This window comes from Mesorhizobium sp. XAP4 (genome assembly GCF_029269325.1).
Taxonomy (GTDB): domain Bacteria; phylum Pseudomonadota; class Alphaproteobacteria; order Rhizobiales; family Rhizobiaceae; genus Mesorhizobium; species Mesorhizobium ciceri.
This window is the reverse complement of the sequence record NZ_JARIXW010000004.1, coordinates 352,344-367,398: the sequence shown is the minus strand read 5'-3', so window position 1 is coordinate 367,398 and position 15,055 is coordinate 352,344. Positions and strand designations below refer to the sequence as shown.

Annotated in this window: 15 protein-coding genes; 9 read left to right on the top strand and 6 right to left on the bottom strand. The window is 62.5% G+C overall.

The window, feature by feature from the left end; translation table 11 throughout:
- Window positions 1–97: 97 nt before the first annotated feature.
- From dnaN to P3C39_RS19350, 4 genes are all read left to right on the top strand, one after another.
- Window positions 98–1,216 carry a DNA polymerase III subunit beta gene (gene dnaN, locus P3C39_RS19365; RefSeq protein ID WP_013527877.1) on the top strand — a complete coding sequence of 373 codons (1,119 nt, stop codon included), beginning with the start codon at window positions 98–100 and terminating at the stop codon, window positions 1,214–1,216.
- A gap of 82 nt (window positions 1,217–1,298) precedes the next feature.
- Window positions 1,299–2,444, top strand: coding sequence for a DNA replication/repair protein RecF (gene recF / locus P3C39_RS19360; RefSeq protein ID WP_013527878.1), 1,146 nt, complete (start codon window positions 1,299–1,301; stop codon window positions 2,442–2,444).
- 31 nt (window positions 2,445–2,475) lie between these two features.
- Window positions 2,476–3,231: a molybdopterin-synthase adenylyltransferase MoeB gene (locus P3C39_RS19355; protein WP_013527879.1), complete on the top strand. Its 756-nt coding sequence runs from the start codon at window positions 2,476–2,478 to the stop codon at window positions 3,229–3,231.
- Window positions 3,232–3,235: 4 nt separating this feature from the next.
- The gene (locus P3C39_RS19350; RefSeq protein WP_275954066.1) at window positions 3,236–3,724 is read left to right on the top strand and encodes a GNAT family N-acetyltransferase; all 489 of its coding nucleotides are present in this window, start codon (window positions 3,236–3,238) and stop codon (window positions 3,722–3,724) included.
- Between the two features lie 47 nt (window positions 3,725–3,771).
- Here the strand turns inward: P3C39_RS19350 and P3C39_RS19345 are convergent, their stop codons facing one another.
- The gene (locus tag P3C39_RS19345; protein WP_013527881.1) at window positions 3,772–4,773 is read right to left on the bottom strand and encodes a D-glycerate dehydrogenase; all 1,002 of its coding nucleotides are present in this window, start codon (window positions 4,771–4,773) and stop codon (window positions 3,772–3,774) included.
- 209 nt (window positions 4,774–4,982) lie between these two features.
- Between P3C39_RS19345 and P3C39_RS19340 the strand changes: the two genes are divergently transcribed.
- Window positions 4,983–5,543 (top strand): SH3 domain-containing protein, encoded by a 561-nt coding sequence (locus P3C39_RS19340; protein ID WP_275954067.1) that lies wholly within the window; start codon window positions 4,983–4,985, stop codon window positions 5,541–5,543.
- Here the strand turns inward: P3C39_RS19340 and P3C39_RS19335 are convergent.
- Both P3C39_RS19335 and irrA read right to left on the bottom strand, forming a co-directional pair.
- On the bottom strand, window positions 5,516–5,923 hold the full coding sequence (locus tag P3C39_RS19335) for a DUF4260 domain-containing protein (protein WP_275954068.1): 408 nt from the start codon (window positions 5,921–5,923) through the stop codon (window positions 5,516–5,518). The two genes, P3C39_RS19340 and P3C39_RS19335, sit on opposite strands and share 28 nt — an antisense overlap.
- Window positions 5,924–5,969: 46 nt before the next feature.
- Window positions 5,970–6,401: an iron response transcriptional regulator IrrA gene (gene irrA / locus P3C39_RS19330; protein ID WP_024503471.1), complete on the bottom strand. Its 432-nt coding sequence runs from the start codon at window positions 6,399–6,401 to the stop codon at window positions 5,970–5,972.
- Between the two features lie 242 nt (window positions 6,402–6,643).
- Between irrA and fabA the strand changes: the two genes are divergently transcribed.
- From fabA to P3C39_RS19310, 4 genes are all read left to right on the top strand, one after another.
- Window positions 6,644–7,159 carry a 3-hydroxyacyl-[acyl-carrier-protein] dehydratase FabA gene (fabA, locus tag P3C39_RS19325; RefSeq protein WP_013527885.1) on the top strand — a complete coding sequence of 172 codons (516 nt, stop codon included), beginning with the start codon at window positions 6,644–6,646 and terminating at the stop codon, window positions 7,157–7,159.
- A 51-nt stretch (window positions 7,160–7,210) separates the two neighbouring features.
- Window positions 7,211–8,431, top strand: a complete 1,221-nt coding sequence (fabB, locus tag P3C39_RS19320; RefSeq protein WP_024503470.1) for a beta-ketoacyl-ACP synthase I — start codon at window positions 7,211–7,213, stop codon at window positions 8,429–8,431.
- A 13-nt stretch (window positions 8,432–8,444) separates the two neighbouring features.
- Window positions 8,445–9,257: an enoyl-ACP reductase FabI gene (gene fabI / locus P3C39_RS19315; RefSeq protein WP_013527887.1), complete on the top strand. Its 813-nt coding sequence runs from the start codon at window positions 8,445–8,447 to the stop codon at window positions 9,255–9,257.
- A 207-nt stretch (window positions 9,258–9,464) separates the two neighbouring features.
- A complete protein-coding gene (locus tag P3C39_RS19310) occupies window positions 9,465–11,009 on the top strand; it encodes a bifunctional diguanylate cyclase/phosphodiesterase (protein ID WP_027161757.1) in 1,545 nt (514 codons plus the stop codon).
- Window positions 11,010–11,077: 68 nt separating this feature from the next.
- Here P3C39_RS19310 and P3C39_RS19305 read toward each other — a convergent pair whose 3' ends face one another.
- The 3 genes from P3C39_RS19305 to rpsO all read right to left on the bottom strand — a co-directional run bounded on the left by P3C39_RS19305 (window position 11,078) and on the right by rpsO (window position 14,932).
- The gene (locus tag P3C39_RS19305) at window positions 11,078–12,097 is read right to left on the bottom strand and encodes a class I SAM-dependent methyltransferase (protein ID WP_275954069.1); all 1,020 of its coding nucleotides are present in this window, start codon (window positions 12,095–12,097) and stop codon (window positions 11,078–11,080) included.
- A 100-nt stretch (window positions 12,098–12,197) separates the two neighbouring features.
- On the bottom strand, window positions 12,198–14,345 hold the full coding sequence (gene pnp / locus P3C39_RS19300) for a polyribonucleotide nucleotidyltransferase (RefSeq protein WP_013527890.1): 2,148 nt from the start codon (window positions 14,343–14,345) through the stop codon (window positions 12,198–12,200).
- 275 nt (window positions 14,346–14,620) lie between these two features.
- The gene (rpsO, locus tag P3C39_RS19295) at window positions 14,621–14,932 is read right to left on the bottom strand and encodes a 30S ribosomal protein S15 (protein WP_269470859.1); all 312 of its coding nucleotides are present in this window, start codon (window positions 14,930–14,932) and stop codon (window positions 14,621–14,623) included.
- Window positions 14,933–15,055 lie beyond the last annotated feature (123 nt).

The following is a 15,055-nucleotide window of genomic DNA, read 5'->3' as shown; positions in this document are numbered from 1 at the left end:
TTCCTGTCAGTTTACGCAGATTCTGAGCCTATTCAGACCTTTCGCGGGACGCCGCTCACTGGTGACCCGTCATTCATTCAAGCGAGCCTGTTTCGTCATGCGTGTTATCCTGGAACGGTCAAATCTCCTGAAGTCGCTCAACCACGTCCATCGTGTGGTCGAGCGGCGAAACACCATACCGATCCTGTCCAACGTGCTGCTCGGCGCCGAAGGCGCCAGCCTTGAAATGAAGGCAACCGATCTCGACCTCGAGGTGACCGAAGCGACGCCCGCCAAGGTGGAGCGCGGCGGGGCGACGACGGTCCCGGCACATCTGCTCTACGACATCGTGCGCAAGCTCGCCGACGGCGCCGAGGTGATGCTGAAGACGGACGAGGACGGCAACGCCATGACGGTGACGTCCGGCCGCTCGAGCTTCCGCCTTCAGTGCCTGCCGCAATCCGACTTCCCGGAGCTTTCGGCCGGATCCTTCTCGCATATCTTCCGTCTCGACTCGGTTGCCCTGAAAGGCCTGATCGAGAAGACCCAGTTCGCCATCTCCACCGAGGAGACACGCTATTACCTGAACGGCATCTACCTGCACACGCATGAGGTCGGCGGCAAGCTGAAGCTGCGCTCGGTGGCGACCGACGGCCACCGCCTGGCGCGCGCCGAGATCGACGCGCCGGCGGGTTCCGAGGGCATGCCGGGCATCATCATTCCGCGCAAGACGGTGAGCGAGCTGCAGAAGCTTGTCGACGATCCGGATGTCGCGGTGACCACCGAACTGTCGGACACCAAGATCCGCTTCACCATCGGCAGCGTGGTTTTGACCTCGAAGCTGATCGACGGCACCTTCCCCGATTATCAGCGGGTCATTCCGACAGGCAACGACAAGAAGCTGATCATCGACCGCCAGAGCTTTGCCGCCGCCGTCGATCGTGTCTCGACCATCTCTTCCGAACGCGGTCGCGCGGTGAAGCTGTCGATCAGCGAGGGTCAGGTGACGCTTGCGGTCAACAATCCGGATTCAGGCAGCGCCACCGAAGAACTGTCCGCTGACTATTCATCCGATCCGATCGAGATCGGCTTCAACGCCAAGTACCTGCTCGACGTTGCCGCGCAACTGACCGGCACGGAGGCCAAGTTCATGCTGGCGGATGCCGGTTCGCCGACGCTGATCCACGACATGGCCGACGAGACCGCACTCTATGTGCTGATGCCGATGCGCGTGTAGCGGCGCGGTGTCAGCACTTCGGTCCTGTTGTGGACCGGCGGCAAGCGCGATATTTACGGCGACTTCTATAGGCGGATAGCGGTTGCCGGCACAGAACCATATAAGTAAGCTAACACTTACTAATTTCCGCAACTATGCGGCGCTGACGATCGATCTGGCGCCAGGTGCCGTGGTTTTTTCCGGCGACAACGGCGCCGGCAAGACCAATCTCCTCGAAGCGATCTCCTTTTTGACACCGGGACGTGGCTTGCGCCGCGCGCCCTACGCCGATGTCGCGCGCGAGGGCGGCGACGGCGGCTTTGCGCTGCATGCCCGGCTCGACGGACCTGATGGCCAGGTCGAGATCGGAACAGGCATTTCCGGCGGTGACACCGCCGGCGAAGGCGGCAGGCGGGTACGCATCAACGGAGCTTCGGCGCGTTCGGCCGAGGACATGCTGGAATGGCTGCGCGTGGTTTGGCTGACGCCAGCCATGGACGCGTTATTCACCGGACCGGCCGCGGATCGCCGGCGCTTCCTCGACCGGCTGGTGCTGGCGATCGATCCCGGCCACGGGCAACGTGCGATCGACTACGAGAAGGCGATGCGCGGTCGTAACCGACTGCTTACCGAAAGCTCTCGGGACGACCGCTGGTTCGACGCTATCGAGACGCAGATGGCCGAAACCGGTGTGGCGATTGCCGCGGCGCGCGCCGAGATGGTGCGCCTGCTGGCCGCCATGATCGACAGGCTGCCCGACACGGGACCGTTTCCGCAGGCCGATATCGGCCTTTCAGGCGAGCTGGAAGCCGAGATTGCCGTGGCGCCGGCGGTCGATGTGGAGGAACGCTTCCGTCGGACGCTTGCCGAGGGCCGCGAGCGCGATCGCGCCGCCGGGCGCACGCTCGACGGCCCGCACCGTTCGGACCTGGTGGTTCGGCACCGCCCCAAGGCGATGCCGGCCGAGCTCTGCTCGACCGGCGAGCAGAAGGCGCTGCTGGTCGGCATCGTGCTGTCGCACGCGAGGCTGACCGGCGAAATGTCGGGCATGACGCCGATCCTGCTGCTCGACGAGATCGCTGCGCATCTCGACAGCGGGCGGCGCGCGGCGCTGTTTTCCATCCTGGAGGAACTGAACTGCCAGGCATTCATGACAGGAACCGATGCTGCGCTGTTTTCCAGTCTCCAGGGCCGCGCGCAATTCCTGACCGTCGACCATGGGACGGTTGGGCCAACCGAAGACCCCTGACAAGGTTTTTCCGTGCCTGTATGATCAGGCAATGACCACTGCCGCCCTGACCGCAGACGAGATCGAACGCTATGCCCGCCACATCGTGCTGCCGGAAATCGGCGGCGCCGGACAGCAGAGGCTGAAGCAGGCCCGGGTGCTGGTCATCGGCGCCGGCGGGCTGGGCGCCCCGGTGCTTGAATATCTTGCCGCCGCCGGCGTCGGCACGCTCGGCGTGGTCGATGACGACACCGTTTCGCTCTCCAACCTGCAGCGCCAGGTCATTCACGGCACCGACACTGTCGGCCTGCTGAAAACCGACAGCGCCAAGGCGGCAATCGCCCGCATCAATCCCAATACCACAGTCGAACCGCATACATTCCGGCTGACCACGGACAATGCGCCTGCCCTCGTCGCCCGCTATGACATCGTCGTCGACGGTTCCGATAATTTCGAAACGCGCTACGCCGTGGCCGATGCCTGCGCGAGCGCTGGGAAACCGCTGGTGCATGCCGCCGTCGGACGCTTCGACGGCTCGGTCACGGTGCTGAAGCCATTCGAAGACGGCAAGGACGGCAAGCCCAACCCAGGCTATCGTGACCTGTTTCCCGAAGCGCCACCGCCGGGCCTGGTGCCGTCCTGCGCCGAAGTCGGCGTGCTTGGCGCGTTGACCGGCGTCATCGGCACGCTGCAGGCCATGGAGGCGGTCAAGCTGATCACCGGCGTGGGCGAACCGCTGGTCGGCCGGCTGCTGCTTTATGATGGGCTGGCGGCGCGCTTCGACACCATCCGTTACAAGAGAAGCTGAATTCTTGGGCCGGATCGAAGCAGTCTCCATCAGGCGGATCCCGACCGATTTCGACCGTTGGGACGATGTGCTCGCATTGATCATGCGTGCCTTCGCCTCGATGGACGATGTCATCGACCCGCCCTCCTCGGCCCACCTTTTGACCGCAGACACTCTGCGGGACAAGGCAGGGCGGGAGACCGGCTTCGTGGCGCTCAAGGGCGATCGGATCGTCGGCTGCGTCTTTGCCCTTGAAAAGGTGGCAGAGTTCTATGTCGGCAAGCTCGCCGTGGCGCCGGACTGCCAGGGACAAGGCATTGGACGGCAGCTGATGCAGGCGGTCGAAGACCTTGCCCGCAGCCGCGGCAAGGCCGCCATCGAGCTTCAGACGCGGATCGAGTTGACCGCAAACCATGCGGCCTTTGCTCGCCTCGGCTTTCGCGAAACTGAACGGACGGCGCATAACGGCTATGCCAGGCCGACTTCGGTCACCATGCGCAAAGCCCTCCCGTAAGTCTTATCTTACGGTTTGTGGGCCACGGATATTGCACCGCGACAGCATCAGGTCCTGAGCGGCAGCACGCGGTCTGGTGGGCGGTGGCCGTCAACGAAGGCGCGGATGTTGATGATGACCTTTTCACCCATGTCGATACGGCCCTCGAGCGTCGCCGAGCCCATATGCGGCAAAAGCACGACCTTGTTCTTGGCCGCGAGCTTCAGCAGCTTGCCGTTCAAGGCTGGCTCGTGCTCGTAGACATCGAGGCCGGCGCCGGCGATCTTGCCGTCCTGGATCAGCTTGACCAGTGCTTCCTCGTCGATGATGTCGCCGCGCGCGGTGTTGACGACATAGGCGGTGGGCTGCAGTAGCGCCAGCCGCCGCGCCGAAAGCAGATGGAAGGTTGCCGGCGTCGAGGGACAGTTGACCGAGATGATATCCATCCGGGCCAGCATCTGGTCGAGGCTTTCCCAATAGGTCGCCTCCAGCCCGTCTTCCACGGCCGGCAGCACGCGGTGGCGGTTGTGATAGTGGATCGACAGTCCGAAGGCCTTGGCCCGCCTGGCTACGGCCGTGCCGATCCGCCCCATGCCGACAATGCCGAGCCGCTTGCCCCAGATGCGCCGGCCCAGCATCCAGGTCGGCGACCAGCCGGCCCATTTCTTGTCGCCGGTGAGCACATTGGCGCCTTCCGCGAGCCGCCGCGGCACCGCCAGCATCAGCGCCATCGTCATGTCGGCGGTGTCTTCGGTCAGGACATTCGGCGTGTTGGTGACGGTGATGCCCCTCTTGGCCGCAGCCGCGACATCGATCTTGTCGACGCCGTTGCCAAAATTGGCGATCAGCTTGAGGTTGTCGCCTGCCTGAGCGATCAGCGCCGCGTCGATATTGTCGGTAATGGTCGGCACCAGAACGTCGGCTTCCTTGACCGCCGCGACCAGTTCCGGCTGCGTCATCGGCCGGTCCTCGACATTCAGCCTTGCGTCGAACAGTTCGCGCATGCGGGTCTCGACCGGGTCGGGCAGCTTGCGCGTGATGACGACGAGAGGCCTTTTTTTGCCTGCCATTGTTTCCCTCTCGAGTATTTGCCGCAATACCGAACGCAAAACCGCTTCACAGGTTTGCTGGAATTGCTCTAACCCGATCTCGTTGAGACCTCTTTAACCAAGACCGGCGAAACTGAAAGCCGGTCGCGGTGCCGATTACCCATGTAACAAGCGGTGCCGCCGAAGACAAAGAAAAAGGGGCGCCGAGGCAAGCGCCGAAAGGAATGAAAGTGTCTGGTTTCGCGTCGCTTCGCCTGACCCTCAGTGCAGCATTTCTCGGCGCTCTGCTTTATTCTCCGCTTACGGCGGCACAGAGTGCGGCTGCACCTGCCCAGAGCGTCGTCACGCTCGGGCCGAGCGGCCTGCCGCTGCCGCGATTCGTCAGCCTGAAATCCGGCCGCGTCAACTCGCGCGTCGGCCCCGGCGCCAACTACTCGGTCGACTGGATGTACATGAAGGCCGGCCTGCCGATGGAGATCATCCAGGAATTCGACACATGGCGCCGCGTGCGCGATGCCGATGGTTCGGAAGGCTGGATCAACCAGTCGCTGCTTTCCGGCCGACGCACGGCAATCGTCGCACCATGGCAGCGTGGCAAGGGCACCCAGATCAACCTTCTCAACAGTCCCGACAAGGACGCAAGGGTGGTCGCGATGATCGAACCTGGCGTCATGGGTACGATCAAATCCTGCGACGGCCAGTGGTGCGAAATGACGTTCGACGGCCACACCGGCTGGCTTGCCCAGTCGGTCGTCTGGGGCGCCTATCCCGGCGAACGGGTCAAGGACTGATTCTCTTTCGCGGTCCTGGCTTTATGCCCGATACTGCCGAGATGGGTGTCCTGGAAGCCGGTCGGCAGCTTCAGACCGTAGCCCAGCGCACGGTCGATGGCGATGTGGGCGATCCATATCAGCGCAACCGCCATCGCGGCCGCATTGCCCCACATGTGCCCGCCGAGCAGCAGCAGCACGGGCACGATCAGGATGTGCAAGGCGTTATAGGCAAGGGCACCGACGCGCGGACCGGCCAGATAGCCCGACATCGATAGGTCAGGCGCCAGGATAAGCAATCCGAAGAGCCACCAGGAGATGCCGGTCGAACCGTAGAAAATGACGGCAGCCAGTGCCACGATCGCCCATTCGAGCCGGATTACGAGATCGAGGGGTTTCATCCCTGGCCGATAATTCTGACTTGGCAGATGATTCCGGCCTCGCCAGTCATTCGCGGCGTTTGGGGCGCAGCCTCACGACGATGTCGACATTGGCGATCTCCATCCCTTCCGGAGGCTCCGGCAGGTTGGCAACCGTCACCGGACCGCTGTCGATGTCGAATATACGGTTTTCGCCTTCGATGTAGAAATGGTGGTGGTCGGAGGTGTTGGTGTCGAAATAGGTTTTCGCGCCTTCGACGGCGAGGATGCGCAAAAGTCCCGCCTGGGTAAACTGGTGAAGGGCATTGTAGACGGTGGCCAGCGACACCGGCACGCCGGCGGCAACCGCCTCCTCGTGCAGTTCCTCGGCCGACAGATGCCGGTCGCCCTTGGCGAAAAGCAGATCGGCCAGCGCAATGCGCTGACGCGTCGGCCTCAGCCCGGCTTCACGGACCCGCTTGTCCACAGCGACATTTTCCTTCCGGCCGTCCAGGTCCATCTTCTCGTCGAACCCCACAGTTCCGCCCCAAGACACGCCCAGAATGGCAAAAAAATGAACGTCTGCCGAAACCGGACCTCTCAGGACATATATTCTGTCGTCCGAATGCGATCAATAGCGCGCATTGACCCAGGCAGACGAGCAGGCTAAGCGCAAACGCCGGTTTCCGGCCTGAAACAGATTGTGTTAGGAAACCAACGACAAGGGCACCCGATGGCCCGGAACGATATGGGATGAGATTGATGGCGGGTAAATCCAGCTACGAGTACGATGAATTGCTGGCCTGCGCCCGCGGCGAACTGTTCGGACCGGGCAACGCCCAGCTTCCCTATCCGCCAATGCTGATGTTCGACCGCATCACCGAGATCAGCGAGACCGGCGGCGCCTTCGAGAAGGGTTTCATCCGCGCGGAGTTCGACATCAAGCCGGACCTGTGGTTCTTTGCCTGCCATTTCATCGGCAATCCGATCATGCCGGGGTGCCTCGGCCTCGACGCCATGTGGCAATTGACGGGCTTTTATCTTGGCTGGCTTGGCGAACCCGGCAAGGGAATGGCGCTGTCGACCGGCGAAGTGAAATTCAAGGGCATGGTCACGCCTTCGGTGAAGAAGGTCGAATATGGCATCGACTTCAAGCGCGTGATGCGGGGCCGGCTGGTGCTCGGCATCGCCGATGGCTGGCTGAAGGCGGATGGCGAACCCATATACGCGGCAACGGATTTGAAAGTCGGTCTGTCCAAGCAGTCGGCGGTCGGCTGACCGGCACCCCTGGCCAGCCCCCTTGGCCAGCATCCCTGGAAGGAGTTGCGAATGAGACGTGTCGTAGTCACAGGCCTCGGCATCGTGTCGTCGATCGGCAACAATGCCAACGAGGTGCAAGCCTCGCTGCATGACGCCAGATCAGGCATCAGCTTCTCGGATTCCTTCGCCGAACACGGCTTCCGCTGCCAGGTCTGGGGAGCGCCGACGCTCGATCCATCGGCGATGATCGATCGCCGTGCGATGCGCTTCCTGAGCCAGGGTGCTGCATGGAACCACGTCGCCATGGACCAGGCGATCGCGGATGCGGGCCTCGGCGAGAGCGACATCACCAATGAGCGCACCGGCATCGTCATGGGATCGGGCGGACCATCCACCCGCACCATCGTCGAAGCTGCCGAAACGACGCTGAAGAACGGCAGTCCGAAGCGCATCGGTCCGTTCGCGGTGCCGAAGGCAATGTCGTCGACCGCATCGGCGACGCTTGCCACATGGTTCAAGATCCACGGCGTCAACTACTCGATCTCGTCGGCCTGTTCGACCTCGGCGCATTGCATCGGCAATGGCTATGAATTGATCCAATGGGGCAAGCAGGACATCGTCTTCGCCGGCGGCCACGAGGATCTCGACTGGACGATGTCGGACCTGTTCGACGCCATGGGCGCCATGTCGTCGAAATTCAACGACAAGGCATCGACCGCCTCCCGTGCCTATGACGTCAATCGCGACGGCTTCGTCATTGCCGGCGGCGCCGGTGTGCTGGTGCTGGAAGAGCTTGAGCATGCCAAGGCGCGCGGCGCCAAGATCTATGCCGAGATCGTCGGCTATGGCGCGACGTCGGATGGCTACGACATGGTTGCTCCTTCAGGCGAGGGCGCGGTCCGCTGCATGCGCCAGGCGCTGGCCACGGTTTCCACGCCGGTCGACTACATTAACACCCATGGCACCTCGACGCCGGTGGGAGATTCCAAGGAAATGGGCGCCATCCGCGAGGTGTTCGGCCCAGAGATGCCGTACATCACCTCGACGAAGTCGCTGACCGGCCATTCGCTGGGCGCGGCCGGCGTGCAGGAATCCATCTACTCGATCCTGATGATGCAGGGCGGTTTCATCGGCGAAAGCGCCCATATCGAGACCCTCGACCCCGAATTCGAGGGCATGCCGATCGTGCGAAAGCGCATCGACGACGCCAGGATCGACACTGTTTTGTCCAATTCGTTCGGCTTCGGTGGTACCAACGCCACGCTCGTTTTCCAGCGCTATTCCGCATAAGGATTTGCCGGCCATGGACGGATTGATGAAGGGCAAGCGCGGGCTTGTCATGGGTGTCGCCAACGATCATTCGATCGCCTGGGGCATCGCCCGGAAATTATCCGAACACGGGGCGGAACTCGCCTTCACCTATCAGGGCGATGCCTTCGGACGCCGGGTCAAGCCGCTGGCCGACAAGCTCGGCGCCTCGCTGGTCGTGCCGTGCGACGTCGAGGACAGCGCTTCGGTCGCCGCCACGTTCGAGACCCTGGGCAACGAATGGGGCGGGCTGGATTTCATCGTCCACGCCATCGGCTTTTCCGACAAGAACGAGTTGAAAGGCCTCTACGCCGACACCAGCAGGGACAATTTCGTCCGCACCATGGTGATCTCCTGCTACTCCTTCACCGAGGTCGCCCGCCATGCGGCCACCTTGATGAAGGACGGCGGATCGATGATCACGCTGACCTATGCGGGCTCCGTCCGCGTCATGCCGAACTACAATGTCATGGGCGTCGCCAAGGCCGGACTGGAGGCCAGCGTGCGCTACCTCGCCAACGATTACGGTCCGCGCGGCATCAGGGTAAACGGCATATCGGCTGGGCCCGTGCGCACGCTCGCCGGCGCCGGCATTTCGGACGCCCGCCACATGTTCTCCTACCAGCAGCGAAACTCGCCACTGCGCCGCACGGTGACCATCGACGAGGTCGGTGGTTCGGCGCTTTATCTGTTGTCGGATCTGTCTTCCGGGGTTACCGGCGAAATCCACTATGTCGATTCCGGCTATCACATCGTTTCCATGCCGACGCTCGACGAATTGAAGCAGACCGACGGCGGGCGAGACTAACGCCTGTCGGCCAAAGGTGCGCGACGGTTTTGAAATGGCGGACATCTGAAAACACGAAGCTTAAAGCGCGCGGCTAAACCCCGTTTCAGCGCCAGTCGCATTGATCCGCTCAAGAAATACTTGAGGTCCAATAAAATTGGATTCATTCGCGGAAACTCATTTTAAGGAGATATCCACTAGAAAGCCCCGTACTCAGGGGAACTTTCAATGCTCGCCGTCAGCAACCCGAAGCGAACACCGGTGTTCCGACTGCTCACCATAGCGAGTTCGGGTCTCGGCAGTTTCGTCCTCGGGCTCTGGGGCCTGAAGCTCGGTCTCGGCGATGGCTTTGCCGGCATCTCCGCCGACATGATGGTCTCGGTGATGGCCGCTCTTTGCGCACTGGCGGCGTCGGTCGCCGCGATGTCCTTCTTCGCCGGCGTCGATGAATCGGCGGATTTCGTCTTCACGGAAACCCATTTCGACAAGCTGACCGGCCTGGTGGCACGTCCGGCGATGGTCGGCAAGATTGCCGAGGCGGCATGCGCGACCAGCCGGACCGGCGAGCCGATGTTCCTCATCGATATCGACATCGACCGGTTCAAGCAGATCAATGACGCCATCGGCTACAGTCAGGGCGACGAGCTGATCCGCGCCTTCACCAAGCGCTTGAAGACGTGCGTGCCGCCGCGCGCGCTGATCGGACGCATCGGCGCCGGTGAATTCGCGATCCTGCTCCCCGACAACCAAGTCGCAGGGTCCTTGGAAAGCACCATAGAGAGGCTCATCGACGAGATGATGGAGCCCTATGATCTCGGTACGCACCTGCAATCGGTCAGCCTGTCGGTCGGCATCGTGGCGATGCCAAAGGACGGTGTCGATCCCGTCCTCATCCTGCGCCGCTCCAATCTGGCGCTGCAGAACGCGCGCGCCAGCGGCGTCGGCAACTGGTCCGTCTTCCATGCCGAAATGGGCAGGGTCGCCGACCATCGCCAGTGGATCGAATCCGAACTGCATACAGCCTTCGAGCGCGGTGACTTCGACCTTCATTACCAGCCGCAGCTCGATCTCCCGACCGGCCGCATCGTCGGCTACGAAGCGCTGATCCGCTGGCGGCATCCGGAACGCGGCATGATCCCGCCGATGGAGTTCATTCCGATCGCCGAGGAAACCGGCATGATCGGCCCGATCGGCGAATGGGTGCTGCGCAAAGCCTGCAGCGACGCCCGGCATCTGCCCGACGACTGCTTCGTCGCCGTCAACATCTCGCCCGTCCAGTTCATGACCAAGGACTTCGTCGGCATCGTGCGCGACACCATGACGAGCACCGGCATCAAGCCGTCACGGCTGGAACTGGAAGTGACCGAGACGGCGATGATGCAGGATCGCGACCGCGCCGCCGCCATCCTGAAGGAGCTTGCGGATATCGGCATTTCGGTCGCCGTCGATGATTTCGGCACCGGCTATTCCAATTTGAGCTACCTGATCGATTTCTCATTCGGCAAGCTGAAGATCGACCGGTCCTTCGTCAGCCGCCTCGACACGGATTCCAGCTCCGGCGCGGTCGTCTCGACCATCGTCGGGCTTTCGCGCGCGCTCGGCGTCAGCATCATTGCCGAAGGCGTCGAGACCGAAAGCCAGGCGACACTGCTCAGGGCAGCCGGCTGCGAGGTGGTGCAAGGCTACCTGTATGGCAGGCCCGCCCCCCTCAAGATCAGGGTCGGCGACGTGCATATCACCGATGAGGTCCGGCGCGTTGCCAATCTGCATTGAGTGCGACGCGATATCTGTTTTTGAGCATGATCTTTTCCGAAACCGGTATCCACTTTCGGGATCATGCTTCAACGACGAGCGGAAAGCACCTTGAACATGCCGTCACGAGCGAGTTCGGCATGGCTCGAAAAGACAGCCGCCAAGATCGGTTCGTAGGGAAGCTGACGGTTGGCGACCATGAACAGCCGCCCACCCGGCTTCAAGGCCTTGGCCGCCGCTCGGATCATGCCGGCGCCGATCTCCGGCTCGGCCGCCCGGCTGCGGTGAAAGGGCGGGTTCATGGCAATCGCGTCGTAGCGCTTCTCGACTGGTTCCTTCAGCAGATCGATCCAGAAGAAATTCCTGGCGGTCGGCTGGCTGACCGCTGCCAGATTGAGCTTCGCGGCTTCAAGCGCGGCGAAATCGGCCTCATAGAGGTCGAGCGCCTGAACGCCGGGGGAGCGGGCGGCGATCTCGGCCGCCACATAGCCCCAGCCGGCGCAGAGATCGGCAATGCTGCCACGCAGGTCATTGGGCAGGTTCTCGACCAGCAATTTCGATCCGGTATCGATCCGGTCGAACGAGAACATGCCGGGCGCGGTGTGGAACCGGCCTTCAACCAGCAGAGCGGGGTTGGCAGCGCGCAATTCTTCCGCGGCGGCCAGATCGGCGGGACGTCGCAGCCAGAAGGCAATGCCGTGATATTTGGGCAAATGGCCTTCAAGCGGCACAAGCTCGTCAACGCGCTTGCGCAGGCTGGCAATGCCATCGTCCTTGCCGCCGGCAATGACGACCAGGCCGCCCGGCGCCACGCACTCAAGCGCCTGCGCGATGCGCACTTCGTTCAAGCCGCGATGCCGGCCGGCAAGCACAAGTGCCATATCGAAGCCATCGCCTTCCACTTGCGCGGTGACGACGAAGCCGGAGGCTTGCAGCGCGCTAAAATGCGGCCGGAAACCCTGCACGAGGTGAAGTGTCGCCTCAAAGCCTTCAGGCAGGCGAAAACCCGGCTCAGCGCCGAGAAACAGGGCGCGCGTGCCCTTGGCCGGTAGAGGAACAGCCTCCGCCTCGAAGGGATAGAAAAGCGTCTTCAACGGCTCGGCGGACATTGTTCGATCTCGACTTGTCTAAGCGCTTTGAAACCCAGGCTGAAAATGAAAACGGGCGCGACATAAGCCGCGCCCGTTTCGATTCATGATCTCAGACCAATCAGGCGGCGTTTTCTTCGCCTTCGGTCTTCTTGTCGCGGGCGAGTTCCTTGCCGGTGGCCTGGTCGACGACCTTCATCGACAGGCGGACCTTGCCGCGCTCGTCGAAGCCCATCAGCTTGACCCAGACCTTGTCGCCTTCCTTGACCACGTCCGAGGTCTTGGCGACCCGGTCGTTGGCAAGCTGCGAGATGTGGACGAGGCCGTCACGCGGACCGAAGAAGTTGACGAAAGCGCCGAAGTCCGCGGTCTTGACGACCGTACCTTCGTAGATCTCGCCGACTTCCGGCTCGGCGACGATGGTGTGGATCCACTTCTTCGCCGCCTCGATCTCCTTGGCATTGGACGAAGCGATCTTGACCGTGCCGTCGTCCTCGATGTTGATCTTGGCGCCGGTCTTTTCGACGATCTCGCGGATCACCTTGCCGCCCGAGCCGATCACGTCACGGATCTTGTCGGTCGGGATGTGCATCACTTCGATGCGCGGGGCGAACTCACCGAGTTCCGAACGCGCGCCGGTCAGAGCATGCGCCATCTCGCCGAGGATGTGCTGGCGGCCATCCTTGGCCTGGTCCAGCGCGATCTTCATGATCTCCTCGGTGATGCCTTCGATCTTGATATCCATCTGCAGCGAGGTGATGCCGTTGGCGGTGCCGGCGACCTTGAAGTCCATGTCGCCGAGGTGATCCTCGTCACCGAGGATGTCGGATAGAACGGCGAAACGCTCGCCTTCCTTGATCAGGCCCATGGCGATACCGGCGACGGGCTTGGCCAGCGGCACGCCGGCATCCATAAGCGCCAGCGAGGTGCCGCAGACGGTGGCCATCGACGACGAACCGTTGGACTCGGTGATCTCCGAGACGACACGCAGCGTGTAGGGGAACTGGTCGGCGCTCGGCAGCATCGGGCGAATGGCGCGCCAGGCGAGCTTGCCATGGCCGATTTCGCGGCGACCCGGCGAACCCATGCGGCCGGTCTCGCCGACGGAATAGGGAGGGAAGTTGTAGTGAAGGAGGAACTTCTCCTTGTACATGCCGGTCAGCGAATCGACATACTGCTCGTCCTCGCCGGTGCCGAGCGTGGCAACGACCAGCGCCTGGGTCTCGCCGCGGGTGAACAGCGCCGAACCGTGGGTGCGCGGCAGGACGCCGACTTCGGAGACGATCTTGCGGACCGTCTTGAGGTCACGGCCATCGATGCGCGAACCGGTGTCGAGGATGTTCCAGCGCACGACCTTGGCCTGGAGTTCCTTGAATACCGAACCGATCTGCTCGGAAGTGTACTTGGCATCTTCGCCTTCGGCCGGGGCAAACGCTGCCTTGACCTTCGCCTTGACGGCGTCGACGGCGGCGTAACGCTTCTGCTTGTCGACGTTCTTGTAGGCATTGCTGAGTTCGTCGCCGACGATCTTCAGCATCTCGGCTTCAAGCGCGGAATAGTCCGGCGCGGTGAAGTCGCGCGGCTCCTTGGCGGCGACTTCGGCCAGCTTGATGATGGCGTCGATGACCGGCTGGAAGCCCTTGTGGCCGAACATGACGGCGCCGAGCATCAGCTCTTCGCCCAATTCCTTGGCTTCGGACTCAACCATCAGCACAGCGTCGGCGGTGCCGGCGACAACGAGGTCGAGCTTGGATTCCTGCATCTCGTCGACATGCGGGTTCAGAACGTATTCGCCGTTGATGTAGCCGACGCGGGCGCCGCCGACTGGGCCCATGAAGGGAACGCCGGAGAGCGTCAGGGCGGCCGAAGTGGCAACGATCGACAAGATGTCGGGATCGTTCTCGAGATCATGCTGGACGACGGTGACGACGATCTGGGTGTCGTTCTTGTAGCCGGAGGCGAAGAGCGGGCGGATCGGGCGGTCGATGAGGCGGGAAACCAGCGTTTCCTTCTCGCTCGGACGGCCTTCACGCTTGAAATAGCCACCCGGGATCTTGCCGGCGGCGTAGGTCTTTTCCTGGTAGTTGACGGTCAGCGGGAAGAAATCGAGGCCGGGCTTCGGCTCCTTCATCGAAACGACGGTGGCGAGGACCTTGGTCTCGCCGTAGGTGGCGAGCACCGCGCCATCAGCCTGGCGCGCGATCTTGCCGGTTTCGAGGATGAGCGGACGACCGCCCCATTCGATTTCCACTTTGTGGTGATTGAACATCTCTTGTCCTTAATATGAGGAAAGGGCCGCGCCGTTTCACGGTGCGCGGAGATGCCCTTTCCCTGGCTTCCTTTCTCGGGCAGCCACGGGCAAGACAACGGGAGGCTCGGGTGTTTCGGCGCGGTGCGCGCGAGCGTCCTGCAATCCTGCCCCATGACCGTCCATGGGCGGTTTCGAGTGCCCTCTGCACGATCGAAACCGGGTCTGGCCAGTCGATACGACTGGCAGAATGCGCGACCGGCGGGCTCTCCTTCGAAAGCCCGCCGGTCAATTCGTCAACGACGCAGACCGAGCTTCTCGATCAGCGTCTGGTAGCGCGCGTCGTCCTTGCGCTTGAGATAATCAAGCAGGCTGCGGCGCTGGGAGACGAGAGCAAGCAGACCACGGCGGGAATGGTTATCCTTCTTGTGGTCCTTGAAATGGTCGGTCAGGTTCTTGATGCGCTCGGAAAGGATGGCCACCTGGACTTCCGGAGACCCGGTATCGCCCTTGGCGGTTGCGAATTCACCCATCAATTCCTGTTTGCGCTCGGCAGTAATCGACATCGTGTTTTTCCTTATCTGTTTGAGGAAACGGGTCGCCCTCAGCCGGGATGTCGTCCAGCAGGGGCCGGTGCAAGCAAAGCGTCATAGCGCTAAGCTGCGGCGCATATAGTGCAATTCCCCGGAAAACACCAGCCCAATTCACAAGCCGGCTTTTCAGGCCAAAAT

What these genes read in the sequence shown, in the direction of transcription:
- dnaN (WP_013527877.1), top strand. Translation starts at nt 98, where the DNA reads ATGCGTGTTATCCTGGAACGGTCAAATCTCCTGAAGTCGCTCAACCAC.
- P3C39_RS19355 (WP_013527879.1), top strand. Translation starts at nt 2,476, where the DNA reads ATGACCACTGCCGCCCTGACCGCAGACGAGATCGAACGCTATGCCCGC.
- P3C39_RS19345 (WP_013527881.1), bottom strand. Translation starts at nt 4,773, where the DNA reads ATGGCAGGCAAAAAAAGGCCTCTCGTCGTCATCACGCGCAAGCTGCCC.
- P3C39_RS19335 (WP_275954068.1), bottom strand. Translation starts at nt 5,923, where the DNA reads ATGAAACCCCTCGATCTCGTAATCCGGCTCGAATGGGCGATCGTGGCA.
- irrA (WP_024503471.1), bottom strand. Translation starts at nt 6,401, where the DNA reads ATGGACCTGGACGGCCGGAAGGAAAATGTCGCTGTGGACAAGCGGGTC.
- fabA (WP_013527885.1), top strand. Translation starts at nt 6,644, where the DNA reads ATGGCGGGTAAATCCAGCTACGAGTACGATGAATTGCTGGCCTGCGCC.
- fabB (WP_024503470.1), top strand. Translation starts at nt 7,211, where the DNA reads ATGAGACGTGTCGTAGTCACAGGCCTCGGCATCGTGTCGTCGATCGGC.
- fabI (WP_013527887.1), top strand. Translation starts at nt 8,445, where the DNA reads ATGGACGGATTGATGAAGGGCAAGCGCGGGCTTGTCATGGGTGTCGCC.
- P3C39_RS19310 (WP_027161757.1), top strand. Translation starts at nt 9,465, where the DNA reads ATGCTCGCCGTCAGCAACCCGAAGCGAACACCGGTGTTCCGACTGCTC.
- P3C39_RS19305 (WP_275954069.1), bottom strand. Translation starts at nt 12,097, where the DNA reads ATGTCCGCCGAGCCGTTGAAGACGCTTTTCTATCCCTTCGAGGCGGAG.
- pnp (WP_013527890.1), bottom strand. Translation starts at nt 14,345, where the DNA reads ATGTTCAATCACCACAAAGTGGAAATCGAATGGGGCGGTCGTCCGCTC.